Genomic DNA, 19,555 nt, shown 5'->3' on the forward strand with positions numbered 1-19,555 from the left:
TCACCGAAGTCATTCGAATTGCGACGCTCTGCTGACGCGTGCCGCCGGGCGAGCTGACCGCGCAGAGGCGCGGGCAGCCGCTGCCCCTTCTACGCCTCGGTACGCCCCGGACGCTCTGGAGCCGTGCCGGGGTCGGGGCGGTGATGCGCAGGGAATGCGCCGCCGTGAGGCAGTGAGCCGACGAACGTCCCGGCCGGTTCGGTGTACAGGGCCAAACCGCGTGTCAGCTGCTCGCCAGGGAACAGCGTCACCACGCGGCCGGGAGTCTCCGGCTCGTCCGGGCACAGCCCCTCCAGCCAGCAAGTGCTGTCCAAAACGTGAGCGCGGTCCTGGACCCGGGTGGTCCAGGCCGCCAGCTCACGTTCCGCCATCTGCACGGACCAGCGCAGCCATGGTGCGAGGTGCTCCGTCACGGCGGAGAACTGCTCGGTCCAACGCGACACGGCAGTCCGATCGTCGCGCAGCTGGGCGATGTGGCGCAGCGCCAGAGCCGTCACCGCCCGCCGCACGGGATGACCGTGCGGACCGAGCACCTCGAGGGCGGTCAGGAGAGTCCGCTCCGCGTCGTCCGGCCTCCCCAGCAACAGCTGAGCCATGGCGCGGAGGTTGAGCGCGGCGATCGGCAGGTCATGGCCTGGGAGATTCTGGAACACGGGGTCGTTCAGGGATTCCAAAGCTGCTGTGTACCGGGCGGCTGCGATGTCGGCGTAGGCCAGCCGGAAACGGCCCTGCATCTCCCAGATGTCCTCGCGGGCTTCGCAGGCGATACGGACAACGTCCCGCCAGTGCTGCCGCGCCACTTCTGGCTGCCCGCCGACGTTCCGGATGTCGCCCAGCCGCAGCAGTGCGCCCAGGAGGTGCGTCCTGTCGCCGGATCGGAGGGCGCCGTGGACGGCGGCCTCCGCCTTGCGCGCCGCGGCGTCGACATTCCCCTCGATCACGTGGCAGCTTGCCCACAGGGAGTCGAGCGGCGAGCGGGCCGCCGTCCCCCCGTCGGCATCGGCCGCCTTGTCAGCCTCGATCAGGGCAACGCGGGCCTCGTCGAGCGTCCCGTGGCTCACGGTGGTCCAGAAGGTCAGCCCAAGGGTCTTGATGAGGACATCGGTGTCCGTCAGGAGCCGGGCGACGTCCACCGCTTGCCATGCGTGCAGGATGGGGTCGGCCAGCAGTCCGCTCACGGCGCCGAGCCATGCGTACCAGCTCAGCGCACGGGCCAGTGACAGCTGGTACTGAGCCAGGGTGACCGGGCCGAGCGACCCGTCGGGCTGTGGACTGGGAGGATCTTTCCGGTCGAGCAGGCTCTGCAGCCAGTGGACCGCCTCGGCGCTCATGCCCATGGCGGCCCAGTAGTAGCCGAGTCGCCCCAGAAGGACTACGCGGCATACGTGCTCGTCGCGGCTCTGCAGCCAGTCCAGCGTGTACCGCACGTTGGCGAGTTCGGAGGTGAGTTCCCACATGTACGCCACCGGCAGTCGGTACTGCTCCGAGGCCAGTTGGTCGGTCGCCTCGAGCAGCCAGTGGGCCAGCCGTTGGTGCACATCCTCGCCCCGCCCGTCGGCCATGAGCCTGTCCCGGGCGTACTCGCGCACCGTGTCGAGCATGCGGTAGCGCACCTGGCCGTTGGCCTCCGCGTCCGTACGGAGGAGGAGCGACTTGTCTATCAGCCGACTGAGCACCTCGGTGAGCGGTGACGAGGCGGTCAGATCGGGGCCGCAGACTGTCTCGGCCGCGGCCAGAGTGCAGCCGCCGGCGAACACAGAGAGGGCCTGAAGCACGCGCCGTTCGGACGGGGTCAGCAGGTCGTAGCTCCACTGCAGGGCGGCCGCCATGGTCTGGTGCCGTGGCGGTGCGGACCGGGAGCGAACGGCCAGCAGAGGGAAGCGGTCCACTAGCCGTCGAGCGATCTCGGTCGGCGGCAGCAGGGTCACCCGGGACGCCGCGAGTTCGACCGCGAGCGGCAACCGGTCCAACGTCGCGCAGATCTCGTGAATGGCCGAGTCGCCCGCTTCGAACGGCAAGTCGGGACGTTTGAGTTCGGCCCTCAGCACAAAGAGCTCTACAGCCTCCTGCTGAGTGAGCGGCGGAAGCGGGAGCAGACTCTCCCCGTCGATGGCCAGCGTCTCGCGGCTGGTGGCTACCACCGCGACCCACGGGCATTCCACCAACAGCGACTGGATGAGCTCGGCCGCCTCATCGATCACGTGCTCGCAGTTGTCAAGGACCAGCAGCGCCCGGCGGCCGCGCAGCCCGTCCATCAGCTGGGCTTCGGGCGAGTGCGCCACCGCGTCGTCGGGGTCATTCGGCTGGACCACGCCGAGAACCCGCTCGGCGACGCTGTCGCCGCGGCCCAGCACAGACAGGTCGACGAACCAGATTCCGTCGGCGTAGCGATGGGCGACGGTACGGCACACTTCCAGGACGGTTCGCGTCTTTCCCACGCCTCCTGTGCCCACCACGGTGACCAGCCGGTGCTGGCCGATCTGGGCGCGCAGCGATTCCAGGGTCGAGGTGCGGCCGACGAACCGGTCCAGTGGCGCCCGCAGATTGCCGACGGTTGAGGCGGCCGGTGCGGCGGAGGGGACCGGTGCTTGTGGTACGTCCCTCCCGTCCTCGCGCAGAGCGATGCGGGAGCCGTCATCCTGGTCGGCCGATGCGGGAGCGCTGGGTTCCGTGAGGCTGAGTTCCGCAGCCGCGGGCCGGGCCGCGGAGACATCCCGGTCGTCCGAGGCGGCTGACAGCGAGCGGTCGTGCTGGAGGATCAGCCGGTGCAGCCGTGCCAGCGGAGGAGACGGCTCGGTGCCCAGAGTACTCGACAGCAGGCGGCGGAGTTCGGCGTAGGAGTCCAGAGCTTCGGCTTGCCGACCGGTTCGGTACAACGCGAGCATCAGCTGGGCGCGCCGCCGCTCCCGGTACGGGTGGCGGGCGACGTCGACCTCGAGCTCGGGTATCAGCTCCGCGTTGTCTCCCAAGGCGAGAGCGGCGTCGGTTCGGTCCTCCTCAGCCAACTGCCGGAGCCGGGTCAACTGGGTGCGAGCCGCCTCGACGCTGCTGCTGCCGGGAATGCCGACCAGCATCTCACCGCGCCAGAGCTGGAGGGCCTCGTCCATCAACCTGCGCGCGGCGGTGAAGGAGTGCCGGCGTAGGGCCTCCTTGCCTTCGGCCGCCAGCTGTGCGAACCGGCTGCTGTCCAGCGCTGCCGAGACCGCGAGACGGTAGTTGTCACCAGACCGCTGCACGGACTCAGAGCCCAGCCGAGCGCGCAACTTGGAGACATGGGCCTGCAATGCGTTCAGGGGGTCCCGACCTTCGTGCTCGCCCCACAGCTCGTCGATGAGCTGGTGGGTCGATGCCGGCCCGGGCAGCCTGAGCAGCAGCAGAGCCAGCAGATGCCGCAGCTTATCGCCCGGTAGCTGGATCAACTCGCCATCTTCGTCGGCCACTTCGAGGGGGCCGAGCAGCCGAAACTCCACACGAGGAGTATGGCGCAAAACGCCAGGTAGCTGAGGTCTTCGACCGAATCATAGTGATGTCTCGACTGATGTGGTTCCATGTATCCGCCCCGGATCAGCCGGCGCGCTCGGCACGGGCGTCCGCCCGGTCCAGGATCGCCCGCATCGATCGCAGGGCGTAGAAGAGCCGCGACTTGACGGTTCCCACCGGGATGCCGAGCCGATTGGCTATCTCCTCCATCGAGAGGTCCATCAGATAGGCGAGACGGAGGACTTCCTGCTGCTCGGACTTGAGTTTCGGCAGCGTCCGCTGCACGGTTGTAGCGGCGACGACTTGAGCGTACCCGTCGTGGCTGTGTGGCATGTTCCACGTCAGGGTGGCGTCGCAGGGCACCTCCTTGGGCCTGGCCTGGCGGCGCCGATGGGTGTCGACAAGCACGTTCTTGGCGACGGTGGTCAGCCACGCCTGCGTGGCTTCAGGGCAGGTGTCCAGCCGCTCGGCATTGCGCCAGGCGCGCACCATGGTCTCCTGCACGATGTCTTCCGCCAGGTGTTTGTCCCCATCGACCCGAGACAGCAGCAGACACATCAGATACCGGTAGTGGTCCCGGTATACCTGCTCGAGCACGGCCTCGCGCCGCGACGGTGTCAGAGCGGGGCGTGGCGTGCCCTGGGACACAAGCGACACCTGCCATCCGGCGTGGCGGCGAGGCGTGAGGTTCGGCGCCTTGTTGGGCGCCTTCCATGGAATAGCGGCGGACACAGGCGATTTTGGTCCCTGGGCGGATCCGTCCACCTTTACGTCGGTGGACGGTGCATACGTAGCGGGCGCGAACATGGCTCTCTCGCTTTCTGGGGCGGCGGCAAGCCGAATTCCGTTTGCCCGGACGGGCATGTGACGGATTCCACCCGGTGACGCTGAAGAGTTCCCGACGTGGCGCTGACGTGGCGGCCATTCGCTGACGTACCGCTGAAAGTCGCAGACCGGAGGGGCCCCGATTTCCTTGCGTGAGCATCTCCGGCGTCAGCGGGGAGCGAAACGCACGGCAGCAGTCCGCGTAGCTCAAGGGGATTCGGGCGCTCGACCCGGAGCGTCAGGGACGCTGGTCCTTCTCCGCTGCAAGCGATGCTTGGCCGTCTCGACAAGGCGTTCGCCGTGTTCTTCCGCCGTATCAGGGCCGGGGGCAAGCCGGGTTACCCACGTCTTCGCGGAGTCGTCCGCTTCGACACGGTGGACTTCCCCAAGGACGGCGACGGCTGCCGGTGGGACTTCACCCCGCACGGCCTTGTGACCCGCGTCCGCTTCCAGGGCATCGGGCACGTCCGGGTGTCAATCCCCTGATTTCGTAGAGACCTTGTTATGCAACTTGGCCCTGATGGTGGGTGTGGTTGCGTGCTTCTTGGATGGTGTTCTCGAACGTGACGGGCGGCTGCCCGCCGGCGGCGCTGTGGCGCCTCCTCGTGTTGTAGAAGTCGGTGATCCAGGTCGCGGTCTTGATCCTGGCCTCGGCCCGGGTGTCGAAGCGGTGCCGGTGCACGTACTCGACCTTCAGCACAGAGTGGAACGACTCCGCGGCGGCGTTGTCCAGCGCCGACCCCACGCGCCCCATCGACTGCACGACACCCCACCGGCCGCAGAGCTGCTGGAACGCCGCACTGGTGTATTCCGAGCCGCGGTCCGAATGAAAGATCACGCCGTCCACCTCGCCACCCCGGGTGGCGATCGCCATCTGCAGTGCGGCGCTGACCAGGGCGGTGTCGTGCCGGGAACCCATGGCGTAACCGAGTGCCCGGCGGGAGAACGCGTCGTGGACGGAGGCAAGGTAGAGCTTGCCCTCGCCGGTGTCAATCTCGGTCATGTCGCCCCACCACAGCACGTCCGGAGCGATGGCGTCGAACCCGCGTCGCACCAGGTCAGGAGAGGCTTTCCGTTTGCCCTGCCGCGTCAGCGACTTGCGCCGACGCGGCGGCCTGCGGCCCTGGAGGCCGAGCTCGGCCATGATGGCGGCGACGGTGTTCCGCGACACCTGCCAGCCCTCCTCCCACAGATCCAGCGTGATCCTCGGCGAGCCGTACGTCCTGCCCGACCGGTCGAAGAAATACCGGATCCTCTCCGCCAGCTCGGCCCGTCTCACCTCGCGTTTCGTCGGCCGGTCAGGGCGCCGGTGCCACTTGTAGAACCACGCCTCCGACACCCCCAGAGCACGGCACGAGACGCGATACGGAATGTTGCACTCGGTCTTCTGGTCGCTGATCACCCCGACGACAGCCGTCGGGTCCGCCGCAGCTACTTCACCCAGATGACCATGCAGCGTTTGAGGACATCACGCTCCATGACCAGCTCCTTGTTGTCCTTCCGCAGCTGGGCGTTCTCCCGCCGCAACCGGACCAGTTCCTCGCTCTCCACCGCCTGGCCGGCCCCGGCCCCGCCGACCCTGCGGGCCCGCGAGACCCAGCTCGCCAGCGTCGTCTCGTTGATCCCCAAATCCTTCGCGACCTGCCCGACCGGCTTCCCGGTCTCGGTCACGATCCGCACAGCCCCCTCACGGAACTCCGCGTCGAACTTCCGCCTCTTCTCCGCCATGACTCCCAACTTCCCCTGCAGTCACGGTCTCTACGCTACGAGGGAAGACTCACGGGTGCACCAGCATCGTGCCGTGGCCGGTCAAGAGTGAGAGCAAGCGCTGGTACGTGGTACTGACCGTCGAGCAGTCCGAGCCCGAGCCGCTGTCCGCGACTGGCAGCGTTGTCGGCATCGCGAGGGGCATAGCCTCGTTTCTTCTCACCCCGTTCAACGGTCAGCGCGTCGCCAACCCGCGCAACGGCGGCAAGGCCACAGCGAAACTCGAGCCGCACAGCAGTCGCTCAGCCGGTGCAATCAGGGATCGGAGCGTCGCCGCAAGGCCGCTGTCAAGGTGACCACTCTGCCCCGCAAGGTACGTCGCCAGCCCCTGTGCCACGCATGCACGACTGCGCTTGATCTCGTACGCGGATACGACTTCATCGCGCACGAAGGCCTCAAGGTCCGCAGGATGAGCGCCACCCTGGCGTCGAAGCCCGACCCCGGCCAGCCGGGCGCGTTCCAGCCCAACGGGGCCGCGGCCAAGGCCGGGCTGAACCGTTTGGATCGCTGATGCCGGTTGGGGGTGTTCCTCGCGATCCTGAGCGCCAAGGCGGAGAGTGCCGGGCGGGAAATGAGGGTCGTGGTCCCCGCAACACCTCCCGGCGGTGTCCTGAATGCCGGCACAGCGGAAGGGGAACCGGCCCACAACAGAGCAAGTTCCACTGCGGCTCGTGCGGCCACTCGGTGCACGTAGACACGATGGGAGCCCGGACGCCGTGCGGTTCGTGGGCACACGCCCGTCGCGGTTCCGGACGTGTGCCCGGCCCATCGCCCTCGAGGTGGCCAGCGTGTCGTGGCCGGTTCGATGGGCATGGGTGAGGATTGAACAAGTTCCCACTTTTTCAGTGGATCTCCGTTATTCTCAGTGAATAGCCTGATGTTGTGAAGCTTTCCGAGTGGGCAGCGCGCAACGGCGTGCACTACCAGACCGCGTGGACCTGGGCGAAAGAGGGCCGTATGCCGGTCCCGGTCCGTCCAGACGCCGTCGGGTACGTGGCTCGTGACCGAGCCCGCCCCGCAGGCTGCGGGACGGGTCGTGGCGTACTGCCGTGTCTCGTCCGGTGACCAGAAAGCGGACCTGGAGCGTCAGGTCGCCCGGACCGTGCAGGGCGCAACGGCTCAGGGGCTCACGGTCGCTGACGTGGTGACGGAGGTCGGCTCCGGCTTGAACGGGCGCCGCCGCAGGCTGCACGGACTGCTCGCCGCCCCGGGTGTCGGCACGATCGTGGTCGAGCACCGCGACCGCCTCGCCCGGTTCGGCGTCGAGCACCTCGAAGGAGCCCTCTCGGCCTCGGGGCGACGCCTGGTCGTCCTTGACCCGGCGGAGACCGCCGACGACCTCGTACGGGACATCACCGAGGTCCTGACCTCGATGTGCGCACGCCTGTACGGCCGCCGCTCCGCGAAGAATCGCGCCGCCCAGGCCATCGCCGTCGCCACCGGCCCGGAGGTGGCCGGATGAAGAAGTTCAAGCCGCAGCCCGGCTTCAACGTCCTCGCGCACAAGCTCGCGCTGGATCCGAACGCCACGGCCAACCGCCACCTGCACTCGCATGGAGGTGCCGCGCGGGCCGCGTACAACTGGGCGGTCGCGTACGTCACTGCCGTGTGGTGGCAGCGTAAGGCCGAGCAGTCGTACTGCATCCCCGAGGACGAGCTGACTGAGTGGCGGTCGTGGACGCTGCCCTCGCTGCGGAAGGCGTTCAACGAGGACAAGCGCACCAATCCGCGATTCGCCGGCTGGTGGGAGAAGAACTCCAAGGAGGCATACAACACCGGCCTGGCAGGCGCGTCGGCCGCGTTCGATAACTATGCGAAGTCGAAGAGCGGCAAGCGCAAGGGGCGCAAGATGGGCATCCCGCGCTTCAAGTCGAAACGGAAAGCGCGCCTGACCTGCCGGTTCACTACCGGCACGATCCGTATCGAGCCTGACGGCAGGCATATCACCCTGCCCAGGATCGGCACGGTCCGCCTCCACGAGGACGCCTCCCACCTGCGGGCCCTCGCCGACGCCGGGAACATGCGGATTCTGTCCGCGACCGCACGTCTTAGCCGGGGGCGCTGGTTCGTGTCGTTGCAGGTCGAGGAGAAGCACGAGCTGGTCAAGGTTGCCCGTCCGGACGCGGCGGTCGGCATCGACCTCGGCATCGAGACCCTAGCGGTCCTTGCGGACAGTGACGGTGTCCTTGGCGCAGTACCCAACCCACGCCACCTCGACCGCGCGCAGAAACAGCTGCGCCGCGCCAGCCGTGCCGTCTCCCGCCGCCGCGGCCCCGACCGGCGCACCGGGCAGCAGGCGTCGAGGCGCTGGGAGAAGGCCAGTCAGGTGCGGAATAAGATCCATCACCGGGTCGCGAACCTCCGCGAGGACACCCTCCACAAGATGACGACCCGCCTCGCCTGCGAGTACGGCACGATCGTCGTCGAAGACCTGGGCGTCGCCGGCATGGGCCGCAACCGGCGCCTGTCCCGCCGTGTCGCGGACGCCGCGTTCGGCGAGATCCGACGCCAGCTCACCTACAAGACCCGCCGGCGCGGCACGCGACTCATCGTCGCCGACCGCTGGTACCCCTCCTCGAAGACCTGCTCCCGCTGCGGTGCGGTGAAAACCAAACTGCCCCTCAGCATGCGCACCTTCGAGTGCGACAACTGCGGCCTCGTCCTCGACCGGGACGCCAACGCCGAACACAACCTGGTCGCCCTCGCGGCCCGCACCACAGGTACCGGAGTGGCCGGAGACCTGGACCTCGCCCAGGCGAAGTCGAAGCCCCGTGGAGCCGACCGGAAGACCCGCGCCACCCGCCCGCGCCACCCGCCCGCGCCGCAAGGCCGGGACGGGGCGGGCAGGTGGCGCGATCCCCAGCCCCCGGGCCGGGAAGGAAACGGGAGACCGTCAACAGGAGACCGGCGCGCAACTCGCGCTCCGATGACCCGTTACGGACCATTCCGATGGAAACACCGGGATTGCTGAGATCACTTGATGATCAAAACAACGGCGCTTGCCCAAGGCGAACTGGCGGGCCGCGACTCCCGGGTGGAAGGCGAGCCTACCCGACCCGGACAGCCTCCAGAGGAACTGCGGCGGATGTATCGCGCATGATCGCCCCAGTCGCCGCACGTGTCGGCGGTCGACGGGCGGTGTCGCGCACGGTCGGATCACAGGACGGGGGGACGCTCAGGATCTGGAGCGCCGCTGCCCTGTCCGTGACGATCCCCGTCAGCAGACCGGATGTGAGGACCGCGCCGATCGCCTCCGCCTTCTGAGCGCCTCCGGCGACGCCGATCACCTCAGGGATGCGGACGAGCTGCTCATTGGTGACAGAGATCGTACGCTCGTCGAGATCAGTCCTGATCACGCTGCCGTCCGAACCGAAGAGCAGGGCCGCCATCTCCGCGACGACCCCGAGCCTGCCGTACATTTCGCGTTCCTCTTCGCAGAGGGCGTCGTAGACGGTGGAGAGGGTGGGGCCCCAGCCGCCGATGCCGACGACCGCCTTGGTGACCTGGTTGAACTGGTCGAGGGACTCGGCGATGCCTGGCTGGCAGCGCAGGATGTCGGCCGTGAGTTTGTTGGGCAGGACCAACGGCGCGTAGATGGGATAGCTCTTGCCGCCAGAGATGGCCGCGGTCTTGCGGACGGCCTCGACGGAGTTCGCGTTGATGGCTTCAAGCGGGTGCACGCCGGTCAGCTGGACCACGGTGCACGGGGGCAGTTTGGTGAAGCCCTCGCTCACGGAGCTCACGGCGCGGCCCCATGCCAGCCCGAGGACGTCGTCCGGCTCCACGATCTCCGCGATGAGCTGGGCGGCGACCGGGCCGAGCCAGTCGGTGACCGGCTCGGGACCCGCTGGGTCCTGCGCCGGCGCCCGTACCACGATCGCGTGCTGGAGGCCGAACCGGCGGCGCATCGCCGCCGACAGCCTTGCGTCGATCTCCGCGGGGACCGTGATGCTGATTTCCACGATGCCCTGGGCCACAGCTGCTTCGAGGAGGCGGGCTACCTTGAAGCGGCTGATGTCGAACTCCTCGGCAATCTCCACCTTCGACAGGTTGTCGAGATAGAACCGCCTGGCGACGGAGGCGGCAAGCAACACCTCTGTCGGCGGCACGGGAGACGGCGCACTACCCGTGTCTGATCCAGCCATGTCTGCTCTCTTTCACGGCGCATGGGAGGCTTCAGTACGTGCCACCCCATCCTGGGGCAGGTGGGGCCTGTCCCGCCGGGGAGCACCCGGTCGTGGCATCGACATGCTGTCCGGCGGGATCTGCAAGGAAGCTCTATTAGTTCAACGCAGTGGGCGTGAGCTGGTTCAGTGGACTTCCAGCCGTTGACCGATCGAGCTGCTGGCTGGCAGGTCTGCTGGCAGGAGCAGCTTGAGGTCCTCCACGCTGGGGGCGTCCAGGCCGCCGAGTCGGCCCGCCTGGCGGGTGATCATGTTTTCCAGGAGCTTGCGGGCGAGCCGTGCGTTCCCGAACGAGCGGTCACGCGGCAGGGCGCCGATGTGGCTGTGCAGCGCGGTGAGCGTGTCGGGAGCGCACTCGTACCCGGAGGCGGCAGCATGCCTGGTGACGATGGTGACCAGCTCTTCGGTGGAATAGTCTTCGAACTCCACGAAGCGGGAGAACCGGGATGCGAGGCCCGGGTTGGAGTCGAGGAATCGTTGCATCTCCTCGGTGTAGCCCGCCACGATGACCACGGTGTCGTCGCGGTGGTCCTCCATCAGCTTGAGCAGGGTGTCCACGGCCTCGCGGCCGAAGTCGTTGGGCGATCCGCTGGGGGTGAGGGTGTACGCCTCGTCGATGAACAGCACACCGCCGATGGCGCTGTTGAAGACCTCCTTCGTCAACTGTGCGGTCTGGCCGATGTACTGCCCGACCAGGTCGGCGCGGGCGACCTCCACCAGCTGGGGGCGGCGCAGCACGCCCAGGGAGTACAGCAGTTCGGCGTAGAGCCGCGCCACGGTGGTTTTGCCGGTTCCGGGCGGTCCGGTGAACACCAGGTGGTTGCTGATCTTGGGGGCGGGCAGGCCGGCTGCGACCCGCTGGCGGGCGTTGGAGAGCAGATTGACCAGGTCTGTGACCTCGCGCTTGACCGAGCTGAGGCCAATCATGGCTTCCAGCCTGGCCAGGGGGCTGTCGGCGTCGTCCGTCTGTTCCTCGGCGCCGCGGACGCTCGCGGCTACGGTGTCGCCCACGTCCTCGGGCAGGAGCAGCGACAGGTCGCTCTCGCTGGGGTCTGGCATGGCGGCGAGCCGGAACGACTGCCGGTCGATCATTTCCTCGAACATACTTCGGGCTGCGCGGCCGTTGCCGAACGTCGCGTTCCGTGTCATCCCCTCGAAGTGCAGGGCCAGAGCCTCGCGGGTCAGCTGCTCCAGCTCGTACTCGTGGCTGGTGCACATGGACTCGGTGATCGTCACCAGCTCTTCTACCGAGTAGTTGGCGAATTCGATCGTGCGGGTGAAGCGTGAGGCAAGGCCGGGGTTGGCGGACAGGAAGGAGTCCATCTGCTCTGAGTAGCCGGCCGCGACCACGACCACGTCGTCGCGGTGGTCCTCCATCAGCTTGAGCAGGGTGTCCACCGACTCTCGGCCGAAGTCGTTGGACGAGGCGCCCTCGGGGGTCAGGGTGTAGGCCTCGTCGATGAACAGGACACCGCCGAGGGCGCTGTTGAACGCCTCCGTGGTCTTGATAGCCGTGCCGCCGATGACCTGGGCCACAAGGTCGGCGCGTGCTACCTCGACGAGGTGACCGGTGCGCAGCACGCCGAGTTCCGCCAGGATGCTGCCGTAGAGCCGGGCGACCGTGGTCTTGCCAGTGCCAGGAGGGCCCGCGAAGATCAAATGGCGGCTCATCGACGCGACGGGCATGCCGAGCCTGATCCTGCGCTGAGCGAGCTGGTTGAGGTTGACCAGAGTACGGACCTGATGTTTGACGTTCTCCAGGCCGACCAGTGCCTCCAGCTCGGCAAGCGGCCCGTCAGGCTCGGCCTCGGCGACGCGGACCCCGCCGCTGGAGCCGCCCACGGCGCCCGTGGCGTTCTCACCCCAGGCGTCTTCGGCGCCGTTGTCCACGCTGTTCAGGGACGAGACCGCCAGTTGGTCGCCGGAGCGGCTCTGCTTGAGCCCGGCACCCCTGTTGTCGCGTACGACGCAACCCGTGAGCGACACCTCGTGTTCGCTGTCGACTCGGATACCGTCGCCCGTGCTGCCGGTGATCTCGCAGCCGGTCAGGGCGGCACGGCCGCCACGCATCACATGGACGCCGTGGGCCTTGGCGCCCTGCACCCGCACCCGTTCGAGGGTGATCTCGCCATGTGCCTGGACGGCCACGCCGGAATCGGCGCTGGACTCGATCAGGCAGTCTCTCAACGTTCCCATGCCGTGCTCCGCGACCATGACGCCTGCTTTTGCGGCCGAGCGCAGCACCGTGTCGGAGACGAACGGGTCTGCCTCGTCCGCGATGTGCAGCGCGGCGCCGCCCGCCGACTCGATCTCGCAGTGCTCCAGACGTCCCCGGCCGTCGGCCGAGAAATCCACGCCGTTCCCGCCGGAGCCGCTGACGATCGCGCGGCGCAGCAGCGGGTTCGCGCTGGTTTGGATGGAGATGCCGACTCCCGCAGCGTCTACGACCCGCAGCCGGTCGAACTCCGCCGCGCTGTCGTCCGCGAGCAGCACGGCAGCGGAATCGCAGCGGCAGTCGCGTACCACCGTGTCGATCAGGATGGGGGAGCTGCCCTCGGCGACCCTGATCGCGGGCTCGGCGGAGCCGGTGAACTCGCAGCCCTCCAGTGTGCCGCGGGAGCGGTCCAGGACCAGCAGCCCGCTGTGCTTCGGCTTGCGCGTACGGCAGTTGACCAGCAGTGGATCGGCGCCGCCGGAGATCACGACGGCGCTGCCGGAGATCGAGATGAACTCGCAGTCCTCAATCTCCGGGCGGGCGATGCTGGTGATGAACAGGCCAACGGACGCGTCGCGGACGGTGGTGCGCAGCACCCGGGTGGAGCTGTGTCCCTCGAGGGCGATGGCAGGCTTGTCCGTGCCGGAGATGTCGCACTCCGCCACCGTGCCCCGGGCCTCGCCGTTGGCCAGGATGCCGTTGCCGCGGGCGCCGCGCACCCGGCAGCCGCGCACGGTGGGCCGGGCCTGCTCCCCGATCACCACGGCGGAGGTGCCGAGGTTCTCGAAGTGGCAGTCCTCGATGAAGCTCTCCGCCTGCGAGGTGTCCACGATGCCGGCACCACCGGGATTGCTGATCCGGCAGCCGCGGGCGGCCAGCGAGCCTGAGCCGCGCAGCAGCACGGCCGCCCACCCCGAGCCGGTGACGGTGCATCCGTCCAGCGCCACCTGTCCTCTCGCCACGTCCACAACCGGGATCTCTTTGTCGTGACCACGCAGGACGAGATCGGTGAGCATCACCGCGTCCGCCAGGAGGCTGATCGCGCCCTCACGGCGCGGGCAGATCTCGACGCTTCCCCGATCACCATCGGCGACGATGGTGACTCGTGTCTTGATGACCAGGCTCTCGGGGTAGCGTCCGGGCCTGACCCGGATCACCGCTCCGGTGCGCGCCTGGGCCAGTGCCTCACCAATCGTCTGGAAACCGTCCGACTGGTCTGGGCCGACCGTGAGCAACTGCCGTGACACGCGCCTCGAACCTCCTCGATGTTGTGCTGCGACCCGCCGCCCGGGTACGCGGTCGGTGACGCGGAGCGAGGGCATGACGCTCCGCCGCTTCTTCCCGGACCACGCCTCCACGCTGCGGGAGGTTCGGGAGCGCCTGTTCTTTTCCGGCTGCCAGATGGCGGTTGGCGGCCGGGCTGCGGCGCGCGACCAGGGATGACGCGTCGCTCGGCCGCTCGTAGCGGGATGGAATACGGCCCACGTGCATACAAGACCACCGGAGCGTGCTTATCATGCGCGTCATGCCAAGTCGTCTGATACACCGACTTATAGCCATCGTCGCGGCCGCCTCCGCTGTGCTTCCCGCCGCGTCCGGTCCGGCCGTCGCCGAACAGACCGCGGACACGGTTGACCGGACCTCCGTGGACCAGGGGACGCTCACCCTGCCCCCGCTGCCCGTACGCCTCGGGGACGGCCAGCCCTGTACCAAGGCGTCGCAGAAGACCGCTACGGCGGCTCCGTGGTCGAGGAGCGCATTGGGCCTGAGCCGGGCGCATCAGCTCTCCGAGGGCGAGGGGGTGACCGTCGCCCTGGTGGACAGCGGAGTCGGCACCAGCATCCCCGCGCTGTCCGGCCGGGTGACCGCCCTTGGCGGTGCGGGCACGGACTGCCCTGGCCACGGCAGCTTCGCCGCCGGGCTCATCGCCGCCGCACCCGAGAAGGGCATCGGAGTGCTCGGACTCGCCCCACGGGCCCGCATCCTGGCCGCGAGCGGCACAGACGACCGCGGTGCACCCAGTGTGCAGCGCGTTGCCCAAGGCATACGTGATACCGCGAAGCGCGGAGCCGGGGTGATCTACGTCAGTGCGACTCTGCGCACGGGCCGATCGGAACTGGCCTCGGCTGTCAAGTTCGCTGCCAGCAAGGACGCTCTGGTTATCGCGCCGGCGGCCCCGGACGCCGTGCCGCGAGAAGAGTTGGGCCCTGACGGCGAGGTGCCGCGCGGCCCGTACTGGCCCGCGGCCCTGCCGGGCGTGCTCTCCGTGGTGGACTTCGGGCCGAGCGGAGTACGGCAACAGAACGCCCCGCCTGCCTACCGGCCGGACCTCGCGGCGCCTGGCGACGGCATGGTCAGCGTCGGCCCGCGCGGCTCCGGGCACTTCATCGGCTCCGGTGCCTCGCTGGCCGCCGCGTGCGCGGCCGGCGCCGCCGCCCTCGTGCGCGCACACCACCCCGAGATGACCGCCGAGCAGGTCAGCCGCCAGCTGCTGGAAGCGTCCTACCCAGCCGCCATACCCAGGCTGGATCCATACGCGGCCATGTCCACCGTCCTGCCGGCAAGCAGTTCCCGAAGTGCCCTTAAGGCGGCCAAGCCGCCGGCGGCACGCATGCCGGCGCCCCCCGACACCGGGCCCCGCACTTGGGGACTGGCCATTGCCGGGGTGTGCCTGGCTGTGGTGCTGCTGGTCGGCGCCGCCGGCGTGGTGATCCCACGCGGCCGGGCCAGAGGCTGGCTCCCGCCGGGGCGCTAGCCGCGCGAACCGAGCCGAGAACGGATCCCCGAACGCCCGGACGGCCGACAGGGACGCCGCCGCGAGCGGTTCCCTCTCGGCCGCGGGCACGGGCTTGCCGTACGGTGTCATGTGGCCTCGTCCTCCGCTATCGCCGTCTGTACCTGCACGCTCTTGCGGCGGGCGATACGCATCGCCCGACCCGGGATAAGCGTGCGGCCCTTGACATTGCCGAAGAGGTAGCCCTCTGAGGGCGGGCAGGACATCAGCAGGGCGGGAGTGTTGACCTCCTGGAGCCGCCGCAACAGCGACTCGTTCAGACCTCGCCCGGCCCCTGCCGAGGAGCGCGCCACGACGATGTGGAGGCCGACCTCGTACCCGAGCGCCAGATGGTCCAGGAGCGGCATGAAGGGCTGCGCCAGCGGGCCGGTGCCGACCATGTCGTAGTCGTCAACCAGTATGAACAGCCGAGGCCCGGTCCACCAGTCGCACAGCTTCATCCGCGAGGGGCTGACGTCGGCGTCTGGCACACGCTGCTTGACCGCGCGCGCCACGCCGTTCACCAGATCCTGGAGCACGTCCAGCGACACGGCGTGCCCCAGCCGGTACTCCTCGGGCACTGACTCCACCAGCTGGCGGCGGTAGTCGACGGTCATGATGCGGGCCTCGGCCGGGGTATACCGGTCGGTGATGCCCTTGGCGAGCACCTTCAGCAGGTTGGTCTTGCCGCACTCGGTGTCACCCACCACGATCATGTGCGGGTTCTCGGAGAAGTCGTGCCACACCGGAGCCAACTCGTTCTCCTCGAGCCCGATCGCGATCCGCAGATCGCCCTCCGGGGCGGGTAGTTCACTAATCTCCACCCGGCTGGGCAGCATCCGCACAGGCGGTGCGCTGGTGCCGGTCCAGCTCTCGCTGACCGCCGAGACGAGGCCGGCGACGCCGTCGGCCATGTCGTCGGAGTCCTCCACTCCGTCGATCCTCGGCATCGCCGCGAGGTAGTGCAGCTTCTCACCGGTCAGCCCCCGGCCCGGGCTGCGCGGCACGGCGGCAGCCTTCCGCGAGTCGATGTGCGAGTCCATCGAATCGCCCATGCGCAGCTCGAGGCGGGTGCCCGCCTGGTCGCGGACGGACGCCGACAGCTCCACCCACCGCGCGGTGGTGACAATCAGGTGCACCCCGTAGTTGAGGCCCCGCGCGGCCAGCGCGTTGAACGTCGGGATGTGCGTGTCGAAGTCCTGGCGCACTGTCGACCAGCCGTCGATCACGAGGAACACGTCGCCGTGCAGCTCGTCCGGGAACTCCCCTTCCGCCCGGCGCTTGCGATAGGTGGCCATGGAGTCGATGCCATGCTCCAGGAAGAACCGCTCCCGGCCGCTGAGCACCGCGTTCACCTCGGCGACCGTGCGGCCCACCCGCTCGGAGTCCACACGCGCAGCCACCCCGCCCATGTGCGGCAGGCCACTCAGCCCGGCCAAGGCACCGCCGCCGAAGTCCAGGCAGTAGAACTGCACCTCGCGCGGGGTGTGGGTCAGAGCGAGCGCGGTGATCAGGGTCCGCAGCAGGGTGCTCTTGCCGCTCTGCGGACCGCCCGCGATGGCCACGTGGCCGCCGGAGCTGGAGAGGTCCACCGTCAGCAGGTCCCGAAGCTGGTCGAAGGGCCGGTCCACGATACCGACGGGGACGGTGAGCCTGCCCCGTGACGGCCAGTCGGCCGTGGTCAGCCCGAAGCGAGGGTGGGGTGCGAGCGGAGGCAGCAGCTGGTCGAGCGTGGGCGGCACATCCAGGGGCGGCAGCCAGACCTGGTGCGCGGGCGGGCCGGAGCCGCGCAGCCGTTCAACGGCCACCGACAGCAGCGTCTCGCCGCTCTCTGCTTCCTCGGCCTCCGGCTCCGGGGCATCCTGGCTCTCATCCAGCTCCTGGTCCGCGGCGGGCGCTCGCGGCACGACCCAGCCGGATGTCCACGGCACGATCTGGCTGGCCACCTGGGCCTGCACGACGGCGCTGCGCCGCTTCACGTACGGGCCCGAGACATAGGCGGCGCGGAAGCGGGTGAGTGCGTCCACTCCGCTTTTGAGGAAGCCGCTGCCGGGCTGGGCGGGCAGCTCGTATGCGTCAGTCACCCCGAGCACGCCGCGGCTCTCCATCGCCGAGAAGGTGCGCAGACCGATTCGGTACGAAAGGTGGCTCTCCAGCTGGTGGATCCGGCCTTCGTCCAGACGTTGCGAGGCCAGCAGCAGGTGCACGCCGAGGCTGCGTCCCAGGCGGCCGATCATCACGAACAGGTCCATGAAGTCGCGGTGCATGGAGAGCAGTTCGCTGAACTCGTCCACGACCACGAACAGGCTGGGCAGGGGCTGGAGCGGGGTGCCCGACTGCCGTGCCTTCTCGTACTCCACCGCCGAGACGTAGTTCCCGGCAGAGCGCAACAGCTCCTGGCGGCGCATCAGCTCCCCGTGCAGGGCGTCCTGCATCCGGGAGACCAGCGCCACTTCGTCGGCGAGGTTGGTGATGACCGCCGAGGTGTGCGGAAGCTCGTCCAACCCCAGGAAGGTCGCCCCGCCCTTGAAGTCGACGAGGACGAAGTTGAGCGTCTCCGAGGAGTGGGTGAGGGCCAGCGCCAGGACTAGGGTGCGCAGCAACTCGCTCTTGCCGGAACCGGTGGCTCCGATGAGCATGCCGTGCGGACCCGTGCCGCCCTGGGCCGATTCCTTGATGTCCAGCTCGATCGGGGCGCCATCGCCGCTGACAGCGATGGGGACCCGCAGCCGGCCGCCGCCGGTAAACCGCTTCCACAGCGAGGACGGCTCATGCCGGAACAGGTCAGGGATGCCCAGCAGCGTCGTGAGCTGCACATCGGCGGAGAACGGCTCGCCCACCTCGCCGCCCAGCCCCATCCGGTATGGGGCGATCAGGCGGGCGACGGCCTCAGAACCGACCGGGCCCAGCCGGTCGGGCGCGCCCAGCAGGGTCGTCTCCTCCTTGCGATCGCGGTCGGTGCGCACCAACGACAAGCGGTTGTCCTGGAGTTCGAGGCGCAGCGTGGTACGGCCGGGCTTCCACGACAGGGCCCCGGTCAGGTCGAGGACGACCGCGTTGCGGAAGCCCAGCCCGTCGAAGCGGTGACCGTCGGGGATATTGCAACCGTCCACCACGACGACCATGAAGGGCTCCTCGCGGCCGGGAACGGCCTCCGGGTCGCACGCGGGGCGCTCCTGGAACTCTGCCCCCAAGAGGTTCTCCAACTCACCGAAAGCCGAGGCGATCAGGCGGGCCGACCCGGCCCCATCCTGCTCGTGCCGGTGAAGGCTGTGCGGCAGCCACTTGGCCCACTCCCACTCCGCCCGCCGCTCGTCGGAGACACACAGCGCAATCCACACGTCGTCGGGGGAGTGGAAGACGGCGAGTTGGGCGAGCAGCGCGCGGACCACACCACGGATCCGCTCATCGTCACCCCGGAAGAGAACCTTCGACCACGCCCTGAGGTAGACCGCGATCGGCTGCTCCGGAACGCTGGAGTACGCCCGGATGAAGCTGCGCAATGCATGCGCGGACAGCGGCTCCAGATCCTCCACGGGCTTCGTCGACAGCGGGGTCAGAGTCATGGCGAGCCGCTGGTCGCCGACGCCGACCCGGACCTCGAGGAAGTCCTCATCTGACTGGCGCCGCTCCCACAACCGGGTACTGCGCACCAAGCTGCCCAGCGCCTCGGGTGCCGGATGCCGCCAGGACAGGGCCTTTTGCTGCTCGGCGACGGCGGCCCGCACCTTGCGCCGGGTCTGCGCCAGATATCGCAGGTAGTCACGGCGCTCACCCTTGAGTCGCTGCTTGCGCTCGCCGCCGCGGCGCATGACCTGACCCAGCATCATGCCCGCGGAGGCCAGCACCATCATGCCGATGGCGATGTACATGAACCCGCCGCTCGACTTGGACATCCCGGGTCGCATGAACATCATCATCATGGACACCGACATCAGCGCCATGGGCAGATAGGTCCACACCGCGGAGCTGTCGGGAACGACCTCCGGCAGGGTGGGCGGCTCCTGGAGGCTGACCTCCCCCGACGGCATCTGCGGGCCGTGCCGACGGGCGGGCCGCCGGAACAGGATCACACTCAACGAATTAGCCTCCTCGACGAGGTCCGAATAATTCCCTGTGGAAAACGGCCACATGGCGAGCGTGTGATGAGCTCCGCGGCCGCCGTCCGAAAAGAAGCACAAAAATCACGGCAGGCTGGAATTGCCGAGCCGCAGCACCGGAACCGGGTCCGCAATACCCTGCCTGCGGCTTCCAGGAAAGCATCCTCAAATCTTTTCCGCTCAGGTTGTCAACCGCCACGGAGAAGCGTAAA

13 protein-coding genes and 2 pseudogenes are annotated in these 19,555 nt (G+C 68.7%); 8 read left to right on the forward strand and 7 right to left on the reverse strand.

From position 1 onward, the window contains the following. Positions 1 to 89: 89 nt before the first annotated feature. The gene (locus tag OG395_RS56570; RefSeq protein ID WP_327249975.1) at positions 90 to 3,470 is read right to left on the reverse strand and encodes an AfsR/SARP family transcriptional regulator; all 3,381 of its coding nucleotides are present in this window, start codon (positions 3,468 to 3,470) and stop codon (positions 90 to 92) included. Positions 3,471 to 3,564: 94 nt separating this feature from the next. After that, positions 3,565 to 4,077 (reverse strand): sigma-70 family RNA polymerase sigma factor, encoded by a 513-nt coding sequence (locus tag OG395_RS56575; protein ID WP_327249976.1) that lies wholly within the window; start codon positions 4,075 to 4,077, stop codon positions 3,565 to 3,567. A 443-nt stretch (positions 4,078 to 4,520) separates the two neighbouring features. Here OG395_RS56575 and OG395_RS56580 point away from each other — a divergent pair. Continuing rightward, a pseudogene (locus OG395_RS56580) lies at positions 4,521 to 4,779 on the forward strand (RNA-guided endonuclease TnpB family protein); the annotation flags it as partial. 28 nt (positions 4,780 to 4,807) lie between these two features. Here the strand turns inward: OG395_RS56580 and OG395_RS56585 are convergent. After that, complete coding sequence (locus OG395_RS56585; RefSeq protein WP_327249977.1) at positions 4,808 to 5,707, reverse strand: IS3 family transposase; 900 nt, start codon at positions 5,705 to 5,707, stop codon at positions 4,808 to 4,810. A 29-nt stretch (positions 5,708 to 5,736) separates the two neighbouring features. After that, the gene (locus OG395_RS56590; RefSeq protein WP_327249963.1) at positions 5,737 to 6,033 is read right to left on the reverse strand and encodes a transposase; all 297 of its coding nucleotides are present in this window, start codon (positions 6,031 to 6,033) and stop codon (positions 5,737 to 5,739) included. Positions 6,034 to 6,101: 68 nt separating this feature from the next. Here OG395_RS56590 and OG395_RS56595 point away from each other — a divergent pair, with 68 nt between their 5' ends. The 5 genes and pseudogenes from OG395_RS56595 (at position 6,102) to tnpB (ending at position 9,042) form a co-directional block, all read left to right on the forward strand. Beyond that, positions 6,102 to 6,368 carry a hypothetical protein gene (locus OG395_RS56595; RefSeq protein WP_327249978.1) on the forward strand — a complete coding sequence of 89 codons (267 nt, stop codon included), beginning with the start codon at positions 6,102 to 6,104 and terminating at the stop codon, positions 6,366 to 6,368. Then, a complete protein-coding gene (locus tag OG395_RS56600; protein WP_327249979.1) occupies positions 6,365 to 6,583 on the forward strand; it encodes a hypothetical protein in 219 nt (72 codons plus the stop codon). The genes OG395_RS56595 and OG395_RS56600 overlap by 4 nt, the downstream gene beginning before the upstream one ends. Then, entirely contained in the window at positions 6,583 to 6,891 is a 309-nt protein-coding gene (locus OG395_RS59010; protein WP_442818823.1) for a zinc ribbon domain-containing protein, read from the forward strand. Before OG395_RS56600 ends, OG395_RS59010 begins: the two co-directional genes overlap by 1 nt. Before the next feature lie 63 nt (positions 6,892 to 6,954). After that, a pseudogene (locus OG395_RS56605) lies at positions 6,955 to 7,534 on the forward strand (IS607 family transposase). Then, positions 7,531 to 9,042 (forward strand): IS607 family element RNA-guided endonuclease TnpB, encoded by a 1,512-nt coding sequence (gene tnpB / locus OG395_RS56610; RefSeq protein ID WP_327249980.1) that lies wholly within the window; start codon positions 7,531 to 7,533, stop codon positions 9,040 to 9,042. The pseudogene OG395_RS56605 and the gene tnpB overlap by 4 nt, the downstream one beginning before the upstream one ends. Positions 9,043 to 9,118: 76 nt before the next feature. Here tnpB and OG395_RS56615 read toward each other — a convergent pair whose 3' ends face one another. Both OG395_RS56615 and OG395_RS56620 read right to left on the reverse strand, forming a co-directional pair. After that, a complete protein-coding gene (locus OG395_RS56615) occupies positions 9,119 to 10,216 on the reverse strand; it encodes a sugar-binding transcriptional regulator (protein WP_327249981.1) in 1,098 nt (365 codons plus the stop codon). Between the two features lie 165 nt (positions 10,217 to 10,381). Beyond that, positions 10,382 to 13,717: a right-handed parallel beta-helix repeat-containing protein gene (locus tag OG395_RS56620; protein ID WP_327249982.1), complete on the reverse strand. Its 3,336-nt coding sequence runs from the start codon at positions 13,715 to 13,717 to the stop codon at positions 10,382 to 10,384. 73 nt (positions 13,718 to 13,790) lie between these two features. On the opposite strand from OG395_RS56620, the gene OG395_RS56625 reads away from it, so the two are divergent. After that, a complete protein-coding gene (locus OG395_RS56625) occupies positions 13,791 to 13,913 on the forward strand; it encodes a hypothetical protein (protein ID WP_327249983.1) in 123 nt (40 codons plus the stop codon). 82 nt (positions 13,914 to 13,995) lie between these two features. Beyond that, positions 13,996 to 15,225 carry a S8 family serine peptidase gene (locus tag OG395_RS56630; protein ID WP_327249984.1) on the forward strand — a complete coding sequence of 410 codons (1,230 nt, stop codon included), beginning with the start codon at positions 13,996 to 13,998 and terminating at the stop codon, positions 15,223 to 15,225. Positions 15,226 to 15,332: 107 nt separating this feature from the next. Here the strand turns inward: OG395_RS56630 and eccCa are convergent, their stop codons facing one another. Beyond that, on the reverse strand, positions 15,333 to 19,316 hold the full coding sequence (gene eccCa / locus OG395_RS56635) for a type VII secretion protein EccCa (RefSeq protein WP_327250159.1): 3,984 nt from the start codon (positions 19,314 to 19,316) through the stop codon (positions 15,333 to 15,335). Positions 19,317 to 19,555 lie beyond the last annotated feature (239 nt).

It is taken from the genome of Streptomyces sp. NBC_01320 (assembly GCF_035974375.1).
In the GTDB taxonomy this organism is placed as follows: domain Bacteria; phylum Actinomycetota; class Actinomycetes; order Streptomycetales; family Streptomycetaceae; genus Streptomyces; species Streptomyces yanii.